This window comes from Streptomyces sp. Isolate_45 (assembly GCF_024721315.2).
Classification (GTDB): domain Bacteria; phylum Actinomycetota; class Actinomycetes; order Streptomycetales; family Streptomycetaceae; genus Streptomyces.
Map to the genome: position 1 here is coordinate 41,011 of NZ_JANFAK020000046.1, position 13,990 is coordinate 55,000.

General features: G+C 73.1%; 13 protein-coding genes. 9 read left to right on the forward strand and 4 right to left on the reverse strand.

All coding sequences use genetic code 11. The annotated features are described in order from the left end of the window. Positions 1-67 precede the first annotated feature (67 nt). A complete protein-coding gene (locus NOD94_RS17335) occupies positions 68-937 on the reverse strand; it encodes a helix-turn-helix domain-containing protein (RefSeq protein ID WP_281206848.1) in 870 nt (289 codons plus the stop codon). 206 nt (positions 938-1,143) lie between these two features. Between NOD94_RS17335 and NOD94_RS17340 the strand changes: the two genes are divergently transcribed. Further along, positions 1,144-2,517, forward strand: coding sequence for an MFS transporter (locus tag NOD94_RS17340; RefSeq protein WP_281206862.1), 1,374 nt, complete (start codon positions 1,144-1,146; stop codon positions 2,515-2,517). A gap of 18 nt (positions 2,518-2,535) precedes the next feature. On the opposite strand, the gene NOD94_RS17345 is transcribed toward NOD94_RS17340, so the two are convergent. After that, positions 2,536-3,906, reverse strand: coding sequence for an FAD-binding oxidoreductase (locus NOD94_RS17345; protein ID WP_281206849.1), 1,371 nt, complete (start codon positions 3,904-3,906; stop codon positions 2,536-2,538). Positions 3,907-4,407: 501 nt separating this feature from the next. On the opposite strand from NOD94_RS17345, the gene NOD94_RS17350 reads away from it, so the two are divergent. Continuing rightward, complete coding sequence (locus NOD94_RS17350; RefSeq protein ID WP_281206850.1) at positions 4,408-5,067, forward strand: DUF4360 domain-containing protein; 660 nt, start codon at positions 4,408-4,410, stop codon at positions 5,065-5,067. An 89-nt stretch (positions 5,068-5,156) separates the two neighbouring features. On the opposite strand, the gene NOD94_RS17355 is transcribed toward NOD94_RS17350, so the two are convergent. Next, positions 5,157-6,359 carry a serine hydrolase domain-containing protein gene (locus NOD94_RS17355; protein ID WP_281206851.1) on the reverse strand — a complete coding sequence of 401 codons (1,203 nt, stop codon included), beginning with the start codon at positions 6,357-6,359 and terminating at the stop codon, positions 5,157-5,159. A gap of 245 nt (positions 6,360-6,604) precedes the next feature. Between NOD94_RS17355 and NOD94_RS17360 the strand changes: the two genes are divergently transcribed. Then, a complete protein-coding gene (locus NOD94_RS17360; protein ID WP_281206852.1) occupies positions 6,605-7,120 on the forward strand; it encodes a DoxX family protein in 516 nt (171 codons plus the stop codon). 64 nt (positions 7,121-7,184) lie between these two features. Here the strand turns inward: NOD94_RS17360 and NOD94_RS17365 are convergent, their stop codons facing one another. Further along, the gene (locus tag NOD94_RS17365; RefSeq protein WP_281206853.1) at positions 7,185-8,756 is read right to left on the reverse strand and encodes an alpha/beta hydrolase; all 1,572 of its coding nucleotides are present in this window, start codon (positions 8,754-8,756) and stop codon (positions 7,185-7,187) included. Between the two features lie 381 nt (positions 8,757-9,137). Here NOD94_RS17365 and NOD94_RS17370 point away from each other — a divergent pair, with 381 nt between their 5' ends. From NOD94_RS17370 to NOD94_RS17395, 6 genes are all read left to right on the forward strand, one after another. Next, positions 9,138-9,671 carry a hypothetical protein gene (locus NOD94_RS17370; protein ID WP_281206863.1) on the forward strand — a complete coding sequence of 178 codons (534 nt, stop codon included), beginning with the start codon at positions 9,138-9,140 and terminating at the stop codon, positions 9,669-9,671. Positions 9,672-9,741: 70 nt separating this feature from the next. Next, positions 9,742-10,266, forward strand: a complete 525-nt coding sequence (locus tag NOD94_RS17375; protein WP_281206854.1) for a GNAT family N-acetyltransferase — start codon at positions 9,742-9,744, stop codon at positions 10,264-10,266. Between the two features lie 132 nt (positions 10,267-10,398). Continuing rightward, positions 10,399-11,223, forward strand: a complete 825-nt coding sequence (locus NOD94_RS17380) for a hypothetical protein (protein WP_281206855.1) — start codon at positions 10,399-10,401, stop codon at positions 11,221-11,223. Between the two features lie 147 nt (positions 11,224-11,370). Beyond that, positions 11,371-12,507: a cation diffusion facilitator family transporter gene (locus tag NOD94_RS17385; protein WP_281206856.1), complete on the forward strand. Its 1,137-nt coding sequence runs from the start codon at positions 11,371-11,373 to the stop codon at positions 12,505-12,507. Between the two features lie 121 nt (positions 12,508-12,628). After that, the gene (locus NOD94_RS17390) at positions 12,629-13,006 is read left to right on the forward strand and encodes a hypothetical protein (RefSeq protein WP_281206857.1); all 378 of its coding nucleotides are present in this window, start codon (positions 12,629-12,631) and stop codon (positions 13,004-13,006) included. Between the two features lie 97 nt (positions 13,007-13,103). Then, complete coding sequence (locus NOD94_RS17395; protein ID WP_281206858.1) at positions 13,104-13,805, forward strand: ribonuclease H; 702 nt, start codon at positions 13,104-13,106, stop codon at positions 13,803-13,805. Positions 13,806-13,990: the final 185 nt, after the last annotated feature.

Below are 13,990 nucleotides of genomic sequence, written 5' to 3' on the forward strand. Positions count from 1 at the left end.
CGGTCCGGGGATCCTCGCCGGGCCACCGGGTGCAGGAACGATCCCGCCGCGCGTGTCCGCGCGCCGTTCACCCCTGCGGGAGGCCGGCGCCCGCCGGGGACAGCGTCCGGAGCCGTTCGAGGCGGCCGCGGGTCTCCTCGTCCACCGGGACGTAGGCCACCAGCCGGGGGCCCGCCGCCGGCCCCAGCCACAGGTCGGTGTGCCGCAGGTGCAGCAGCCCCACCAGCGGGTTCCGGATGTACTTCGTCTTGCCGCCCTGCGCGACCACCTCGTGGCGCGCCCACACCTCGCGGAACTCCGCCGACGCCCCCTCCAGCCGGGCCAGCAGCGCCTTCCAGGCCGGCTCGGCCAAGTGCTCGGCCATCGACGCGCGGAACTTGGCCGCCATCAGCCGGCTCGCCTCGGGCATGTCCACGGTGCAGGCCCGCCAGTCGGGATCCGTGAACGCCAGCCACAGACAGTTCCGATCCTCCGGAGGCATCCGGTCCAGATCGCACAGCAGCCGCCCGTACGTCGCGTTGTACGCGAGGATGTCGTAGCGGCTGTTCTGCACGCAGGCCGGGATCGGCCCCAGCTGGTCGAGCATCACCCGCAGCTCCGGCGTCACGCTCGGACACGGCGTGTGCGGGGCCGGATCGACGCCGCCGGCCAGTGCGAACAGGTGCGCCCGCTCGCTCCGGTCCAGCAGCAGGGCGCGCGCGAGGGCGTCCAGCACCTGGGCGGACACCTGGATCTCGCGGGCCTGCTCCAGCCACGTGTACCAGGTGACGCCCACCGCCGAGAGCTGCGCGACCTCCTCCCGCCGCAAACCCGGGGTGCGCCGGCGCCGGCCGCGCACGAGGCCGACCTGCTCGGGAGTGATCCGCTCCCGGCGGCTGCGCAGGAACTCCGCCAGCTCGCGCCGGCGCACATCGGATTCGGGAGCCACCGTGGTCATGGTCCCAGCCTGCCGTACCCCGCAGCCGGTTGCCAGGTACTCCTGGTACCAGGACAAGGACACTCTGGTACCAGGCTGAGGGCCGGGGGATCGTCGTCCTCGTGAACGAAACCACCGTACGCACGCCCTCCGCACCCCCCACCGCACCATCCGCCCCACCCACCTCCGGCGCCGCCACCGCACCCGACCCGTCGGCCCCGTCGGCACTGCGCCCGCTGGGACTGTTCACCGTGCTCCTGGGCGCGGCCCTCCCGCTGATCGACTTCTTCATCGTCAACGTGGCCCTGCCCGCCATCGACGCCGACCTCGCCGCCGGACCGGCCCTGCTGGAACTGGTCGTGGGCGGCTACGGCGTCGCCTACGCCGTCCTGCTGGTCCTCGGCGGTCGCCTCGGTGACACGGCCGGTCGGCGCCGGCTCTTCCTCCTCGGCATGGCCGCCTTCGGGATCACCTCCCTGGCCTGCGGACTGGCGCCCACCGCCTGGACGCTCGTCGGCGCGCGGGTGGCGCAGGGAGCCGCGGCCGCGCTGATGCTGCCGCAGGTCCTCGCCACCATCCAGGCCACCACCAGGGGCCCGCGCCGGGCCCGGGCGATGAGCCTCTACGGGGCCACCGCCGGACTGTCGATGGTCGCCGGACAGATCCTCGGCGGCGTCCTCGTCGCCGCCGACCTGGCCGGCACGGGATGGCGGGCCGTCTTCCTGGTCAACATCCCCTTCGTGCTCCTCGGCCTGATCCTCGCCGTCCGTGCCGTCCCGGAGACCCGCTCGCCCCGCCCCGCCTCCGTCGACGTTCCCGGCACCCTGCTGCTCGCCGTGTCCCTGGTGTCCCTGCTCCTGCCGCTCACCGAGGGCCGGGCCGCCGGCTGGCCGTTGTGGACCGTACTGTCCCTCGCGGCCTTCCCGTTCGCGGCCACGGCCTTCTACCTCACCGAGCGCCGCGCCGACCGGCTCGGTCGCACCCCGCTCGTCCCACCGAGCCTGCTGCGGCTCGACTCGCTGCGCCGCGGCCTGGTGATGGTGGTGCCGTTCTCGATCGGCTTCAGCGGGTTCATGTTCGTGATGGCGGTGGCCCTGCAACAGGGCCTGGCGATGGGGCCCGTACGGGCCGGGCTCGCGCTCGTACCGATGGCCCTGACATTCTTCGCCGCCTCCCTCGCCGGACCGCGGCTCATCGGACGCTTCGGCAGCCGGGTCGTCACCGCGGGCGGCGTCCTCCAGGCCCTCGGCATCCTCCTGCTGCTCGTCGAACTCCGACAGGGCTGGCCCGGCGTCGGGCTCGCCGCGCTCGCCCCCGGCGTCGCCGTCGCCGGCCTGGGCCAGGGCCTCCAACTGCCCGTCCTGATCCGCATGGTGCTGTCCGACGTACCGGCCGACCGGGCGGGGGTGGGCGGCGGTGTCATGGTCACCACCCAGCAGTCGGCACTGGCCCTGGGCGTCGCGACCCTGGGCAGCCTCTTCCTCGCGCTGACCGCCTCCCTGGGGATGCGCGACGCCCTCCTGCTCACCCTCCTCGTCCAACTGGGCCTGATCGCCTTGACCACCCTCCTCAGCCTGCGCCTGCCGCGCGTGATGAACTGAGCCGTGGGCGCACGACCGTCACGGGGCGATGTTCTGGTTGAGGTGGAAGAGGTTCCCCGGGTCGTACCGCCGCTTGACCTCGACGAGGCGGTCGTAGTTGCCCTTGTAGTTGACCCGGATCCGGTCCTGGTCGTCGCCGGCCATGAAGTTGACGTAGCCGCCCTCCTGCGAATGCGGTGCGGTGGCCGCGTAGTAGTCGCGCACCCAGGCGGTGTTGGCCTCGTTGTCGGCCGGGTCGGGCCACATCCCCGCGATGACCGTCGCGAAGGAGGCGTCCCGGTAGGCGAACGCGGTGGCATCCGGCGCCACCCGGTGACAGGCACCGTTGATGGGATAGATGTGCACGGTCGAGTTCACCACCGGCACGCCCGGCCCGTACCGCAGGTGGGCCTCGATCGCCTCGTCGGTCAGCTCGGTGACGAAGTTCGCCTTCCAGTAGTGCTGGAGTCCGGGCGGCACGAGGGCGTCGAAGGCGGAGTTCAACGCCGGGTAGGGCATGGGGCCGACGTGCTCGGCGACCAACGGGGCGATCTCGTGGAAGGGACGCAGGGCGGCCTCGCCCTCGTCGATCGGCCCCGCCCAACAGGCCACGACCAGGATGAACGGCTCGCCGTGCCGGTCCTGCGGGATGAACGGCAACGGCGGCGCGATCTGGAAGGCCGGGAACGCCCCCAACTGCTCGGGCGCGTCGGCGATCAGCTCGCGGAACGCCCGCAGGACGGCGCCGGCGTCCTTCAGCTCGAAGAGCATCGGCCCCCCGTAGACGTCCCGGACGGGCGCGAGCCGGAACTCGAACGACGTCACCGCCCCGAAGTTGCCGCCACCGCCGCGCAGGGCCCAGAACAGGTCCGGGTGCTGCTCCTCGTCGACGACGAGGAGCTCGCCGTCCGCGGTCACCACGTCCGCCGACACCAGGTTGTCGCAGCTCAGGCCGAGCCCGCGCGCGAGGTGGCCGATGCCGCCGCCCAGGGTCAACCCGCCGACGCCCGTGGTGGAGATGATCCCGCCGGTCGTGGCCAGGCCGAAGGCGTGCGTCGCCGCGTTGAAATCACCCCAGGTCGCTCCGCCCTCGGCCCGCGCGGTGCCGCGCGCGGGTTCCACCCGTACCCCGCGCATCCCGGACAGGTCGGCGACCACGCCCCCGTCGCAGGTGCCGAAGCCGGGCACGCTGTGCGCGCCGCCCCGGACCGCCAGGTCGAGGTCGTTCTCGCGGGCGAAACCCACCGCGGCCATCACGTCGCCGGCGTTGACGCAGCGCACGACGACGGCCGGCCTCCTGTCGATCATGGCGTTGTGGACCGTGCGCGCCTCGTCGTAGGCCCCGTCCTGCGGCGTGACGACCTCACCGCGTACCTGCTCGCGCAGGTGGTCGATCGTGGGCTTGCCCATGGCACCGCTCCTCGTGGCCTGCCCCCGCGGTACGCGCGGGGGGAAACCGCCTCGGTGGCAGCGCGACGGCACGGTGGGACCGCCCCCGGAGGACACCGCTGCCGCCTGCCACTGGAGCGGGCCTCATTTCACGCTACGCCGATGAGCCGGAGCCTCAACCCGAGCCCGCGGACCCTGGGGCCTGTCGTCACACTCCCGTCTGCCTCACGACGTCCGGCACGCGCTCCCGCCGCACCGGGCGGAAGCCCGAGCACGTCCGGTACACGGGCTTCCGCCCGGCACGCCGGGAGCACGCACCGACCGCCGCGAGGCCGCCTTCGGGGCGACGACGGGGGTTCGACGACGGCCCCTGGCCCGGAGCGGGCACCGAGCCCACTGCCGGATCCGCCGGATCTGCCGGATCGTTTCTCCAGTGTGACGGCCGGCCCATCGGAGTGAGGCCCGCGCGCGTTCTCCCCGCCTCGGACCGCCCGCGGCGTCCGGTCCGCCCACCATGGCCCCGTGATCACATCGCTCCGCGTAGCGCTCAGCGCCGCCGCCGTGACCGGAACCCTGCTCAGCCTCGGCATCGCCCCGACGGCCGGCGCCTCCTCGGGCATCGCGCCCCCGGACCGGGTGACGGTGGACGTCGCCACCGTCAACGGATCGGGCTGCCGCCCGGGCAGCGCCGCCGTGGCCGTCGCCGACGACAACTCCGCCTTCACGGTCACCTACAGTGAGTACGTCGCCTCCGCGGGCGGGAACAGCACCGCGACCGACGGCCGCAAGAACTGTCTCCTCTCCCTGAACGTCCACGTCCCGCAGGGCTACACCTACGCGGTCGCCCAGGTCGACTACCGCGGCTTCGGCAGCCTGCAGCGGGGCGCGACCGGCACGCAGAAGGCCAGCTACTACTTCCAGGGCATGAAGCAGACCGAGTACCGCACGCACACGTTCCGCGGCGCGCTCAACGACAACTGGCAGGCCACCGACACCACCGGCATCGAGGCGCTCGTCTTCGCCCCCTGCGGCGAACTGCGCAACTTCAACATCAACACCGAGCTGCGCGCCGCGGTCGGGACCTCCGACGCGAGCAGGACCAGCTACATGGCCCTCGACTCCACCGACGGCAGCATCAACAGCGTCTACCACTTCCAGTGGAAGAAGTGCCCGGTCCGCTGAACCGACTCGCCGAACCGACCGGCTGAACCGACCGGCGGCCCGCCCGGTGCACGAGCACCGGGCGGGCCGTTCCCGTTCCCGTTCCGGGGTCAGTGGCGGCGCAGCAGGGCGCAGACGAAGTCCTCCTGGACCTCGCGGATCCGCTCGATCAGTTCGGGCTTGTAGGTGAGCGAGGCCTGCGCGGTGACCGTGAAGGTGAGGGAGCGACGCCCGTCCGCCGTGGCCGCCGCGAGCTGGGTGTAGCCCGCGGTGTTCCCCGTGTGGCCGTACACCACCCCGCACCGGGTCGTGTACCGGTAGATCGCCAGGCCCGCGTCGGTGCGTCCGGGTCCGGGAGGCTGCGAGAGCCCGCCGGGCAGGAACGTGAACTGCCGGCGCCGGGTCCGCTCCGAGACCAGTTCGCCGCCCGCGTACGCCCGGATGAACTCCGTCAGGTCCTGCGGGGTCGAGACGATGCCCCCCGAAGCCCAGGCGCCGGAAGCGCCGATGGCCTCGCTGACGTCCTGCGGCTCCTCGGGCGGTTCGACGACGTAGCCGTGCAGGAACGGGACGGGCAGCCGGTAGCCGCCGGGCAGGCTCGTCCGCTCCAGGCCGAGGGGCTCGTACACCAGGTCCCGCAGCAGGTCCTCGTAGCGGCGTCCGGTGACGGCCTCGGCCATGAGGGCGACGGCGATGTTGTCGGAGTTGGAGTACTGGTAGCGGCTACCGGGAGGGAACGCGAGGTCCTGCCCGGCGACGAAGCCCAACAGTCGGCGCGAGTCGAACCGGTGCCGGGGGTCCGCGGAGACGATCTCGCGGAACTCGGCGGAGGCCGAGTAGTCGGGCAGACCGCTGGTGTGGTTGAGGAGTTGACGGAGCGTCACCGCGTGCCAGGCCTCGGGCTGCCGGGGGAGCACCTTGCCGATCGTGTCGTCGAGGCGCAGCCGGCCGCGGTCGACGAGCTGGAGGGCCACCGCCCCGCTGAAGGCCTTGGCGACGCTGGCGATCCGCATGTGGTCGGACGGCGCGGGCCTGCGCCCGCTCTCCAGGTCGGCCACCCCCGCCCGGTACACCTCGGTACGGTCGCCGTCCTTGAGGACGGCGATGGCTCCGGGCGGCCCACCGGGACTGTTCACCAGCTCCTGGAGTTCCTTGCGCAGGGCCGCCGACCCCCGGCCGCCCGGATCGCGGTCGGTGCCCGCGTACGCCGGCGGTACGAGGACGCCGGCGGCGGCCGCGCACATCAGGGCGGTCGCGAGGAGGCGCCGCGCGGGGCGGACCCGGTTGCCGGCGGGGTTCGACCGTGGGGACATGGAGGTACCTCCGGGTTGGGGACGGGTGCCCGGTCACGATGGCAGGGCCCCGGCGCGGCCGGTCGGCGACACGGCCGCGCGCCCGTGCGCGGTGCTCCATCCGGACCCGTACCGCCCGGCCACGACCGTATGGCGGATCCACGACCGTATGGCGGATCCACGGCCGGATCCGGGGGAGCCGGCGCCCGGGGGGATACGCATGTCCCGTACGGCTTCGTGAACGGCACCGACCCGGAGGTTCATCCATGACCCGCATCAACCGACGTGACCTGGCCCTGCTGGCGCTGCGGACGGGCACCGGGGCGGTGCTGATGGCGCACGGCACGCAGAAGCTGTTCGGCTGGTTCGGTGGCGCCGGCCTGGACGGCACGGCGGCCGGGATGGAACACATGGGCTTCACGCCCGGCCGGCGGAGCGCCGTCGCCGCCGCGCTCGGCGAGGCCGGGGGCGGCGCCCTGCTGGTGCTGGGCCTGGCCACTCCGGCTGCGGGAGCGGCGGCCGCCGGCGCCATGGCCGGCGCGGTGGCCGTGCACGCGCCCGCCGGGTTCTTCGCCCAGGAGGGCGGCTACGAGTACCCCGCGTTCCTGGGGTTCACGGCGGCCGCCGTGGGCCTCGCGGGGGCGGGCCGGTACTCCGTCGACCACGCCACCGGCCACACCTTCGACCGGCCCTGGACCCTGGCCCTCGCCTTCGCGGGCAGCGCCCTCGCGGCCGCCGCGGTGCTCACGAAGCGGGCCAAGGAGCGGGCGTCCGCCGAGTAGCGGGGCCCGCGGGACGGTCGGAGGGCACCGGTGGTGCGCAACGCGTCCCGCGGGCCGGGGAGGGCTACTTGCAGACGGTGCCGTCCACCGGAGCGGTGCCGTCCAGCAGGAAGGTGTCGATCACCTTGGTGGCGCAGGCGTTGGTGCCGTACGTGCCGTGACCCTCGCCCTGCACCGTCAGGTTCACGCCGACGCCCTTGCCGAGCGCGTCGGCCATCCGCTTCGCGCCCTCGACCGGGGTGGCCGGGTCACCGGCGTTGCCGACGACCAGGATCGGCGTCGCGCCCGCCGCGTCGACCACCGGCTTGTCCGTCGTGCCGCGCACCGGCCACTCGGCGCAGCCGAGCAGACCCTCCACCATGTCCGGCCCGAACACCGGGGACGCCGCGCGGAACGCGGGCTCCTGGGCCTTGGTCTCCTCGACCGTGTGGCGGCGGCTGGTGTCGGCGCAGTTGATCGCCATGTTCGCGGCGTGCATGTTGCTGTAGCGGCCGTCCTCACCGCGCCCGTTGTAGCCGTCCGCGATGGCCAGCAGCATGTTGCCCGTGCCGTTCTGCATCACCTCGCCGAGGCCCTGGACGAGGTACTCCCAGCCCTCCTTGTCGTAGAGGGTGGCGACGATGCCGGTGAGGGCGAGCTCCGAGGTCAGCTTGCGGCCGTCCTCGGTCGAGGCGGGCTTGGTCTTCAGCTTCTCCAGCATGGCGGCGATCCGCTTGTTGCCCTCGGCGTCGCTCGGCCCGGTCGGGCAGTTGGCCGTGTACTTGTCCCGGCAGTACTTCATGGCGTGGTCCAGGGCCAGCTGGAAGCCCTTGGCCTGGCCGAGGGCTCCCTGCACCTCGTCGGCGGTGGGGTCGACGACGGCGTCCAGCACGGTGCGGCCGACGTTCCCCGGGAACAGGTGGGCGTAGACGCCGCCCAGCTGGGTGCCGTAGGAGATGCCGAAGTAGTTCAGCTTCTGGTCGCCGAGCACCTGCCGCAACAGGTCCATGTCGCGGGCCGCGTTGACGGTACCCACGTGGGGGAGGACCTTCGCGGAGTTCTTCTTGCAGGCCTCGGTGAACGTGCGCACGTCCGTCAGCGGGTCCGCGCTGTCGACCGCCTGGTCCAGGGTCTTGTCGTCCAGGCAGGTGATCCCGGCGCTGTTGCCCACCCCGCGCGGGTCGAAGCTGACCAGGTCGTAGGCCGCGTTCAGCTTCTTGTACTCGCTCGCGGCGCCCGGGAGCGTCTCGACGCCCGAGCCGCCCGGCCCGCCGAAGTTGTAGACCAGCGAGCCGACGCGCTTGCCCGCGTCCGTGGCCTTCTTGCGGATCAGCGCGACGTCCAGGGTTTCGCCGTCCGGCTTGGCGTAGTCGAGGGGCGCCTTCATCGTGGCGCACTCCCAGCCGCTGCCGGGGGCCTTGCCGCCGCCCTGCGCGGCGGACGGCGCCGGGCACTTCTGCCAGTCGGGCTTCTGCCCGGTCAGCGCCGCGGGCAGGACGGCCGGCTTGGCCTCGGCACTCGCCGCGGCCGAGGTCGACGGCTTCGGGTCGGCCTTGTCCTTCGCCTCCCCGCCGCAGGCCGCGAGGGCGGGCACGGCCAGCAGGGCGGCGGTGGCGAGGGCCGCCGCTCGGGCGGGGCGGCGTATGAGGTGGGCCATGGTGGTGCTCCTGGGCGAAGGGTCCTGGTGAGGTAAGCAGACGATAAGCGCTACCGGCCGACCTCCGGACCACCGAACGGCCCACTCCGGTTCGCCGGACACCCACCGGCCGGTCGAACGGTGTCGTGACGTACGCGGTGACGTCCCGTTGACAGTGCGCCCGGCCGCGTGCGACAAAGACATTGAGGCCGTGTTCGGCCGAAGTGCCCCTCTCGCCCTGACCGTCTTCGCTTCGATGTGACGTTCACCTCGCGACCTGCCCGCCCCCGCGCTGCGCTCCGGAGCGAGGCCGCTCGGCGCGAACCCCGCCGTCCCCGGTCGCGAAGACGTCAAAAACCCGGCACACCACCGCATATGTGAACGGACGGCCCACCCTTGACGATGATTCCCGGATCCCGCGTACCCGGTCGGACCTGGACCGTCCGGTTGATCGGTCACGGCGACCACAGCGTCTCCGTCACCTGCAGCGTCGAGGCCTGCCGGATGCCGCCCCGGTCCAAGGACACCGGCGCCATGCGACGCTTCGCCGCCGAGCACGCCCGCGCGCACGCCCGCCTCGCGACCGTGCGCCCGAACGCCGCGTGCGCCTGCGGAGCTGCCGAATGCGCCTACCACGAGGGCAGCAGGGCCTCCTGCGCGGGCACCCCGCTGCTCGTCCTCGTCCACAATCCGGCCGTGGGACAGGTGTGGACCCTCGCGGAGGTCTGCCAGTCCTGCGCGCCCCTGATCGGCAACCTCTCCGTCCTCGGCCGCGCACAACGCCCCGCCGCCGCAGGGGCCCCGGTCGCCGCCCCGGCCGTCGCCCAGCAGTCCCGTACGGCGGTTCCCGGCGGGTTCTCCTCGCCGCAGGCCGCCCCCGAAGCCTCGCCCGCCCGTCGCCGGCCCCAACGCGGCGGCCCCCGGCGCGCACGCTGACATCAGCGGCCCCGCCCGCGCCCGATGCCCGCCGCGACCAGCCAGGATGACCGGCTGTTATCGTGCGGGGATGCCCGAACTGATCGCACCCACCGCCGGGCTGCACTCCTCCTGGCTCGCCGCCCGCGCCGAATGGGGCGCCGAAGCGCACATGGACGGAGCCGGTCTCGGCTCCGACGACGACGTCGAGACCCCCGAGGGATTCGCGGCGTGGGTGGAGCGGTTGCGCGGCTACGCGGACCGTACGCTCCCGGTCGAGCAGGGCCGCGTACACGCCACCTACTGGTGGATCGTCGAGGGCGACACCTACCTCGGTGCCATTGACCTGCGGCACTACCTGAACGCCTTCCTCCTCGACGCGGGCGGACACATCGGCTACAGCGTGCGCCCCTCGGCACGCGGGCGCGGGGTGGCCGGGCGGGCGCTGACCGCCGTGCTGCACGAGGCGCGGGTGCTCGGCATGGACCGGGTCCTGCTCACCTGCGACCCCGACAACACCCCCTCGATCAGGACCATCGAGCGGGCGGGCGGCGTACTGGAAGACGTCCGCGAGACCCTCATCGGGCCGAAGCGGAGGTACTGGATCGACCTGTAGGGCCCTGCCGGGGGCCTCCGGGAATCCGGCCGAATCCCCGCCCAACACCCGCGGAATTCCCCTCGGATCAACGTGATGATGCTGTGACCTGCGACTGTTCTTTTCAGCCACGGAGATCGCTACGGTGCCACCGTGGCGCACAACGATCAGATACCGCCGGGCCGGAACGCACCGGACGACGACAAGTGGAACGCATTGCGCGCGCAGTACGAGCGGAGCGGCGCGGCCCCCGAACCCGAGGCCCCCGCACACCGACGGGCATGGGTGCGCAACACCGCGATGGCCCTGTCGGCGGCGGCGGTCGCCTTCGGCGTCCTGAAGCTCGCGGGATACGCGTCCGAGGAGGACACGGGAAAACCGGCGGCGGCTCCGGCGGCCCCGGCCACACCGGGAACTCGGGGGACACCCTCCGCCCCCGGGGCGTCCGCGACGCCCGCCGGCGCCGCGGCCCGGCCACCGATCCCGCTCGCCGACGCCTTCCCGGCATCCGTGCCGGACGGAACCGGCGGCACCTACACCAAGGTCGGTTCCGCCACCCCGGCCCCGTGCGCCCAACCCGGTACGGTCGGCCCGCGCCTGGCGGACCTGATCGCCGGGAGCAAGGGGTGCGTCGGCCAACACGTCGCGCTCTACAAGGACGCCCGCGACAACCAGTTCAACGTGGTCCTGTTCACCATGAAGGACCCCCGGGACACGCTGACGCTGGTGAACGAGCTGGGCACGGCCTTCGACGACTACCAGGTCGCGGCGCAGGCCCCGCCGCCCGCCTCGGGTCTGCCGACCCTTCCGCCGGACAGCGGCATGGTGCAGTCGTTCACCATGCGCGACCGCGTCATGGTGGTCGGACTGGGCCAGTGGTCCGACGGCCGCACGGCCGACTTCCAGCAGTTGGTCGACCGACTCCAGCCCCTGCAGGAAGCGATCGTGACGAACGTCGGCCGCTACGAGACCCCGTAGAGCCCGCCCCACGCCCGGCCCGTGGGAGCCGATCGACCGCGACCGTACCGTTGCCGGCCGCCGTACGCAGTTGCACGTGAAGCGCAGCTGGTCGGAGTGGGTATGACGGCCGTAGCCGCAATGGGTTCCGTGTGCCACGGTGGCTCCATGGAGGCGAATCAGCGCACGCGGAAGGCAGACCACCCCCACCCCCACTCCCACCCTCACCACGGTCACGATCACGCCGCCCCGGAACCGGGCCGGAGTGCCGACGGATCGCTCCCGGCCCGGCGGCTCCGGCACCGGATCGGGCACCTGATCAGGCCCCACCGTCACGAGGCCGCCGACAAGGTCGACGCGGCGATGACGGCATCCCGCGAGGGCATGCGCACGCTTTGGATCTCGCTGGCCATCCTGGGGGCGACGACCCTGATCCAGGCCCTGGTCGTCGCCCTCTCGGGGTCGGTGGCCCTGCTCGGCGACACCGTCCACAACGCCGCCGACGCACTGACCTCCGTACCGCTGGCCATCGCCTTCGTCCTCGGGCGGCGGGCCGCCAACCGCCGCTACACGTACGGCTACGGCCGCGCGGAGGACCTCGCGGGGATCGTCATCGTGGCCACCATCGCCGCCTCCGCCGCCCTCGCGGCCTACGTGGCCGTCGACCGGCTGGTCAACCCGCGCGGGATCACCCACCTGTGGGCCGTTTCCGTGGCCGCCCTCGTCGGCTTCGCGGGCAACGAGTGGGTGGCCCGCTACCGCATCCGTACCGGTCGGCGCATCGGCTCGGCCGCCCTGGTGGCCGACGGACTGCACGCCCGCACCGACGGGTTCGGCTCCCTGGCGGTGCTCCTCGGCGCCGCGGGCGCGGCCCTCGGAGTGCCCGCGGCCGACCCGGTCGTCGGCCTCCTGATCACCCTCGCCATCCTGTACGTCCTGGCCGCGGCGGCCCGCGAGGTCTGCCGACGGCTGATGGACGCGGTCGACCCGGCCCTGGTGGACGCCGCCGAACACGCGCTGGCACAGGTGGACGGAGTCCTCGACACCGGCCGCGTCCGGCTGCGTTGGATCGGGCACACCCTGCGCGCCGAGGCCGACATCGTCGTCGATCCGCGGCTCACCGTGGTCCGGGCCCACGCACTCGCGCTGGAGGCGGAGCACGCGTTGATCCACGCGATCCCCCGACTGGCGGCCGCCACCGTCCACACCGACCACGCCCGGCCCGACCCGACGGCCCCCGACCCGCACGCCGCCCTCGCCCACCACGCCCCGGCCCCGGCGGAGACGCTCGAACAAACAGGCTGATTTCGGGTGTGAGTTCTACTTTCCCTTCTTTACGCCGAAATTCAGACAATCCTGTGATCCGTGTGGGAATCTGCTGCGCACGGCAGGACGCGCACGCGTCCGGCCGCACAGGGGAGGTCTCATGCGTGGATCGCTGCTCAGGAAGAGCCGCTCGGTCCTTGTCGGTTCGCTGATGGCCATGGGGGTCGTCGGCCTCAGCGCCGCTCCGGCCAGTGCGTGGACAGGAGGGAACGTCTGGGTCAACTTCGGCAGCTGGAACTGCCCCGGTGGTGGTTCGGTCGTCGGCGTGTACTGGGGAGTGGACGCCTATTCGAGCGGGCCGGCCGGAGGTGACTGGGGCGACAACGTCATCTACCCGCGCGTACGCGTGGGATCCGGCGCGTACAACACCCTGAGCTACCAGGTGATGTGCAAGAAGTGGGGCTGGTACACCTACCGCGGTGTCGTCAGCCAGCGCACCCTGACGCCGTACAAGTCGGGCGTCAGCTACACCTACTGACCGGCCGGCGGCCGACGGTTCCTCCTCCAGGGGCGCCGTCGGTCGCCGCGGTGGGGCCCGGGCCCCGGCGGATGCGGGCGTGAGGCATGATCGGGGGATGTCTGAACGCATCATTGCCGCCTGCGACGGGGCGTCCAAGGGAAACCCCGGACCTGCCGGATGGGCCTGGGTCATCGCGGACGCCGAAGGGCGCCCCGAGCGCTGGGAATCCGGCGCGCTGGGGCGCGCGACCAACAACGTCGGTGAACTGACCGCACTCCAGAAGTTGCTGGAAGCGCTCCTGCCGGGAACACCGGTGCAGATCCGCATGGACTCCCAGTACGCGATGAAGGCCGTGACCCAGTGGCTGCCCAACTGGAAGCGCAACGGCTGGAAGAACGCCGCGGGCAAGGCGGTCGCCAACCGCGAACTGGTCGAGGAGATCGACCAACTGCTGACCGAACGCGACGTGACGTTCCTCTACGTCCCCGCCCACCGTGAGGACGGCGACCACCTGAACGCGATCGCCGACCAGGCGGCCAGTGAGGCGGCGATCAGCCAGCAGGCCGCCGGCACCGCCCTGGGCGCGACGGAATTCCCCGTCCCGGCACCGGTGACCGGCGCCCCGGCCCGGACCGCGAGGGCGACCTCGCCCGGGAGTAAGGCGAAGAGCGGCACGTCCCGCCCCCTCAAGGCCAAGTACCCGGGAACCTGCCCGTGCGGACAGCCCTACGCGGCGGGAGAGATGATCGCCAAGCACGGCAAGCGTTGGGGCCACGAGGCGTGCGCCGCCTCCGCACCGGAGTCCAACACGGCCTGACCGTGGGCGCCTTGGCCGGGTCGCGCCCGGCCGTCCCGGTGCCCGCCTGCGCACCGGGGCGGGGGGGGGGGGGGGGGGGGGGGGGGGGGGGGGGGGGCGGCGGGGGGGGGGGGGGGGGGGGGGGGGGGGGCCGGGGCGCCGGGGCCGCCGGCGCCCGCGCTGCCCCGCCCCGCCCACCCCCCGGC

Bases quoted from the DNA above. Each gene is read 5' to 3' on its own strand.
- NOD94_RS17365 (WP_281206853.1), bottom strand. From the start codon at position 8,756: ATGGCCCACCTCATACGCCGCCCCGCCCGAGCGGCGGCCCTCGCCACC.
- NOD94_RS17385 (WP_281206856.1), top strand. From the start codon at position 11,371: ATGGAGGCGAATCAGCGCACGCGGAAGGCAGACCACCCCCACCCCCAC.
- NOD94_RS17355 (WP_281206851.1), bottom strand. From the start codon at position 6,359: ATGTCCCCACGGTCGAACCCCGCCGGCAACCGGGTCCGCCCCGCGCGG.
- NOD94_RS17390 (WP_281206857.1), top strand. From the start codon at position 12,629: ATGCGTGGATCGCTGCTCAGGAAGAGCCGCTCGGTCCTTGTCGGTTCG.
- NOD94_RS17395 (WP_281206858.1), top strand. From the start codon at position 13,104: ATGTCTGAACGCATCATTGCCGCCTGCGACGGGGCGTCCAAGGGAAAC.
- NOD94_RS17375 (WP_281206854.1), top strand. From the start codon at position 9,742: ATGCCCGAACTGATCGCACCCACCGCCGGGCTGCACTCCTCCTGGCTC.
- NOD94_RS17370 (WP_281206863.1), top strand. From the start codon at position 9,138: ATGATTCCCGGATCCCGCGTACCCGGTCGGACCTGGACCGTCCGGTTG.
- NOD94_RS17345 (WP_281206849.1), bottom strand. From the start codon at position 3,906: ATGGGCAAGCCCACGATCGACCACCTGCGCGAGCAGGTACGCGGTGAG.
- NOD94_RS17335 (WP_281206848.1), bottom strand. From the start codon at position 937: ATGACCACGGTGGCTCCCGAATCCGATGTGCGCCGGCGCGAGCTGGCG.
- NOD94_RS17360 (WP_281206852.1), top strand. From the start codon at position 6,605: ATGACCCGCATCAACCGACGTGACCTGGCCCTGCTGGCGCTGCGGACG.